The 5035-nt window shown below is 65.9% G+C and carries 3 protein-coding genes; 2 read left to right on the forward strand and 1 reads right to left on the reverse strand.

Annotation, left to right across the window (positions count from 1 at the left end; translation table 11 throughout):
* A partial coding sequence (locus VKP01_RS11835) for an ion transporter (RefSeq protein WP_324412525.1) occupies positions 1–458 on the reverse strand: 458 nt, incomplete at its 3' end.
* Positions 459–874: 416 nt separating this feature from the next.
* On the opposite strand from VKP01_RS11835, the gene VKP01_RS11840 reads away from it, so the two are divergent.
* Positions 875–3310 (forward strand): sensor histidine kinase, encoded by a 2436-nt coding sequence (locus tag VKP01_RS11840; RefSeq protein WP_414706572.1) that lies wholly within the window; start codon positions 875–877, stop codon positions 3308–3310.
* Positions 3311–3338: 28 nt separating this feature from the next.
* A complete protein-coding gene (gene tsaE, locus VKP01_RS11845; protein WP_324412529.1) occupies positions 3339–4919 on the forward strand; it encodes a tRNA (adenosine(37)-N6)-threonylcarbamoyltransferase complex ATPase subunit type 1 TsaE in 1581 nt (526 codons plus the stop codon).
* Positions 4920–5035 lie beyond the last annotated feature (116 nt).

A 5035-nucleotide genomic window follows, 5' to 3' on the forward strand; every position in this document is an offset into this window, starting at 1 on the left:
GCGGCGAAGAGTTTTGTCGCCATCACCGAGAAGACGTAGAACAGCAGCGAGAGAAGCAGCACGATCGAGCCCATGCCCGGCAGCGCCCCGATCAGCGCGCCGACGACGCGTTTCAGCGAGGGCACGATCGTGATCATGCGCAGAAGACGCAACACCCGCAGCGCCCGCAGCACCGAGAAGGCGGCGGTGGCGGGCGCGAGCGCGATGGCGATGACGGTGAAATCGAACACGTTCCACGCGTTCTTGAAGAAACGCAGCCGGTAGACCGCGAGCCGCAGACCGATCTCGATGACGAAGATCGTCAGGATGACCTGGTCGAGCGCCAGCAGAAACGGCCCGAAATTGGCCATCGCCCAGGCGCTGGTCTCCAGCCCCAGCGTGACCGCGTTCACCGCGATCAGCGTCATGATGATGCGCTCCAGAAGGCGCGATTCGACGAACGCCCTGATACGGTCCACTGCTCTTTCTCCGGATCGATGATGATTCCACGGGCGGCGCGGCGCGCCTTCGAAGATTGAAGTGCGCATGAAAGCCCCCGTCGTCAAGCTCCGGCGCTCCTTGAGCAAATCGCGCCACGACCGGGACAGCCCAATCGCGAGGCCACACGGCAAGGGTGGCCCCGTCAGCGCATTTGCGCATTAAACATCCCTTAACCCACTTTCGGGCGAACTGGGATGCGGAATAGTGTATCCCTCTGATTCGGATTCGCGTGCTTCGGCAACGTGGATTCGCGCGGCGGCGAGCGGAGTGTTTCTCGATCATGATCAGGAGATGGCGGGGCGCGGGACGCAATGGCACGGGGATGCTGGAAGCAGCCATCCGCAACCGGACGACGCGCGTCGCTGCATCGGGCCGCAGGCTCTTGCTGCGCAGCATGACAGCACTCGCCGGCATCGCCATCGCCCCGCCCGCATTGGCCGCGCCGGTTGACACCGCCACAGACGGTTTTCTCACCGGACTCACTGAGCCGCATCTGGCGGTCTCCTTCGCCTTCGTTGCCGGAAGCGCGATCTTCGTCCTCACCACCGCCGTGTTCTATCGCATGGAACTGCGCAACTGGCGCGCGCGCGAGGCGGGCATGCGAGCCGAGCTGGCCGAGCTGAGCAGCGCGCATGACCGCGCCGAGATCCTGATCGGCGCGGAGAGTCAGATCGTTGTCAGCTGGGAGAGCCGCGACGCACAGCCGCGCATCGAGGGCGATCCGACGACATTGGGCACCGGCATCGGAGGGCGGCGCATCCTCGCATTCGGTTCCTGGCTCGGCGCCGCCGACGCCTCTGCGATCGAGGCGGCTTTACAGCGTCTGCGCGAACGCGGCGAAGCGTTCCGGATGACGCTCAAGACCAATGCCGGGCGCTTCATCGATGCCGAGGGCCGCGCACTCGGCGGCCGGGCGATCCTGCGCCTGCGCGACGTCACCGGCGAGCGGGCCGAACTGATGAAGATCAAACGTGAATTCGCCCGGATGCACGGCGAGCTGGAGCGCTTGCGAACGGTGCTCGATTCCGTCGATCAGCCGGTCTGGCTGCGCGATGGCGACGGAAAGCTGGCCTGGGCCAATGCCGCCTACCTCGCTGCGGTCGAGGCCGAGAGCGTCGAGGATGCACGCGGTCGCAAAGTGGAGTTGCTCGATTCCGCAGCGCGGGCCCAGGCAGCGAAGCAGCGCGAGGCCGGCAAGCGTTTCGCCGCGCGTACCGCCGCCATCGTCATCGGCAAACGCCGCATGCTCGACGTGACCGAGACCCCCTCCCCCGGAGGCGCGGCCGGTGTCGCCATCGATGTCAGCGAGGTCGAGCAGCTGCGCACGGATCTCAACCGGGAGATGGAAGCGCATGTGCGCACGCTCGACCAGCTCCCCACCGCCGTGGCCATCTTCGACGCCAGCCAGCACCTGACCTTCCATAACACCGCCTATCGTCAGCTCTGGGGGCTGGATCAGCCCTTCCTGGATAGCAGCCCCGCCGATAACGAGATTCTCGACCGCCTCCGCGGCATGCGCAAACTGCCCGAGCAGGCGGATTTTCGAAGCTGGAAGGCGGATGTCCTTTCGGCCTATCGCAGCATCGAGCCTCGCGAGACCTGGTGGCACCTGCCGGACGGGCGTACCTTGCGCGTCGTCGCCAACCCCAGCCCCAATGGCGGGCTGACTTATCTCTTCGACGATGTCAGCGATCACATCAAACTCGAATCGCGTTTCAACGCGTTGCTGCGCGTCCAGGGCGAGACGCTCGACACTTTGGCCGAGGGCGTAGCCGTTTTCGGCTCGGACGGGCGCCTGCGCCTGTCGAACCAGGCTTTCGCCCGCCTCTGGCGCCTGCCCGAGGCGCTCACCACCGACAACCCGCATCTCGACGCGGTCATCGCGCATTGTCAGCAGAACGTCCCCGCCGAGGAGCCCTGGGCGGAGATCCGCGCGGCGGTGGCCGGCGGTGCGGACGGGCGCACCGGCTTTGCGCTGCGTATGGAACGCAAGGATGGGATCGTGCTCGACTGTGCGGGCCAGCCGTTGCCCGACGGCGCGATGCTGCTCACCTTCATCGACGTCACCGCCAGCGTGAATGTTGAGCGTGCGCTCACGGAAAAGAACGACGCGCTCGAGCGGGCGGCGCAGCTGCGCGACGAATTCGTGCACCACGTCTCCTACGAATTGCGCTCGCCACTCACCACGATCATCGGCTTCACCCAGTTGCTGTCGGATGAAACCGTCGGCGCGCTCAATGAGCGCCAGCGCGAATATGCGGGCCATATCATGCGCTCGTCGGGGGCGTTGCTCGCCATCATCAACGACATTCTCGACCTCGCCTCCATCGATACCGGCTCGCTCGAGCTCGAACCCGGCGAGATCGATATCCGCGAGACGATCGACGCGGCCGTGCGCGGCCTGGAGGATCGCATCGCCGAGAGCGATCTGCATCTCGATATCACCGTCGACGATACCATCGGCAGCTTCACCGGCGACGGAAAGCGCATCCGGCAGGTGCTTTTCAATCTCATATCCAATGCAATCGGGTTCTCCGAGGCGGGCGGGCGCATTCGCGTGTCGGCGCAGCGGCGCGACGACGAGATCGTCTTCAGCGTCGCCGATCAGGGCCAGGGTATGCCCGAACATGTCGCCGCACGGGTGTTCGAGCGGTTCGAAAGCCATACCGGCGGCACCACGCATCGCGGCGTCGGGCTGGGCCTTTCGATCGTACGCTCATTCGTCGAATTGCACGGCGGACATGTGAAGCTCGAATCGTCACCGGGAACCGGAACCACGGTGACTTGCGTTTTCCCGGCTGACGGCCCGCGCCGGCTTGCGGCAGAGTGACCCCGCGGGCAGCAACGAGGCGAGTGTGATGGCTTCGAAACCGGCCGATTCCGGCCTCTCCGCCCTGCCTCCGGGCCCTGATCCGCATGTGCCGGTCTGGGAGCTGACGCTCGCGGACGAGGAAGCCACGCTCGATCTCGCGCGCTTCATCGCGGATGAATTGCGCCCTGGCGACGTTGTGACGCTATCGGGCGGGCTCGGGGCCGGCAAGACGACGCTGGCGCGGGCCGTGATCCGTGCGCTCGCCGGTGACTCGCAGATGGAAGTCCCCAGCCCGACCTATACCCTGATGCAGATCTATGACGGCCTGCGCTGCCCGGTCGTGCATGCTGATTTCTACCGCATCGCCGGCCCGGGCGAGCTCCTCGAAATGGGCTGGGAGGAAGCCACCGAATCTGCGATCACGCTGGTGGAATGGCCTGACCGGGCCGAGGAGGCGCTGGCGCGCTCGCGGCTCGAGATCACCCTCGACATGATCCCCCCCGAACAGGGCGGCGGGCGCGTCGCGATCATGGTGGGGACCGGCGCCTTCGGCGAGCGCGTCACCCGGGCCCGCGCGCTCAAGGCGATGCTGTTGCGCACCGGCTGGGATCAGGCCGAGCGCACGCCGATGACGGGGGATGCCTCGTCGCGCGCCTATGAGCGGCTCACCCGCCCCGACGGTGCGACCGCGATCCTGATGATCTCCCCGCGTCGCCCCGACGGCCCACCGATCCGGATGGGGCGCTCCTACAGCGATCTCGCCCGCCTCGCTGAGAGCGTCCATGCTTTCGTCGCCATGGATCGCGGGTTGCGCGCATTGAATTTCTCCGCTCCGAAGATCCATGGCGAGGATCTCGAGATCGGCCTTCTTCTGATCGAGGATCTCGGGCCCGGCAGCGCGGTCGATGCGAACGGGCCGATCCCGGAGCGTTATGCGGAGGCGGCGGCCCTGCTCGCAAAACTGCACCAGACGCCGCTGCCGCATGTCCTGCCCGTGGGCGACGATCTCGAACACGTCATTCCGCCCTATGACGCGCAGGCCATGCTGATCGAGGTCGAGCTCTTCCTCGACTGGTATCTGAAATACCGTATCGGCATGACACCCTCGGGCGCAGCGCGCTCGGAATTCCTTAATGCCTGGGCAGATGCGCTGGAGCCCGCGCTCTACGGGCCGCAGAGCTGGGTTTTGCGCGATTACCATTCGCCCAATCTGATCTGGCTCCCCGAGCGCGAGGGGCTGGCGCGGGTCGGGCTGATCGATTTCCAGGACGCGGTAATCGGCCCGCCGGCCTATGATCTCGTCTCGCTCTTGCAGGATGCGCGCATCGAAGTTCCGGCATCGCTCGAAATCAGGCTGCTCTCGCAATACTGCAAGCTGCGCCGCGAGGCCGACGAGAATTTCGACCTGCCCGGCTTCACGAAGGTCTACGCGCTGATGGGCGCCCAGCGCGCCACCAAGATCCTCGGCATCTTCACCCGCCTCGACATCCGCGACGGCAAGCCTGGCTATCTCGACCACATCCCCCGCATCGAAGCCTATCTCGCCCGCAATCTGGAGCATCCGGCGCTGGGGCGGCTGAGGGGATGGTTTGAGACGCATGCGCCCGATCTCGCTCAGCAAGGCTAGTCCCCCGCCTTTTACCCTTCCCCCGCGCCCGTGCTCTTGCTATGCAAACGGCAACGCCAAAAGCCGGCAGGGGGAGGAGGATATGGTGAGCAGGGTTCTCGTCATCGACAATTACG

The organism is Saliniramus sp. (assembly GCF_035311605.1).
GTDB lineage: Bacteria > Pseudomonadota > Alphaproteobacteria > Rhizobiales > Beijerinckiaceae > Saliniramus.

What these genes read in the sequence shown, in the direction of transcription:
- VKP01_RS11840 (WP_414706572.1), top strand. Translation starts at nt 875, where the DNA reads ATGACAGCACTCGCCGGCATCGCCATCGCCCCGCCCGCATTGGCCGCG.
- tsaE (WP_324412529.1), top strand. Translation starts at nt 3,339, where the DNA reads ATGGCTTCGAAACCGGCCGATTCCGGCCTCTCCGCCCTGCCTCCGGGC.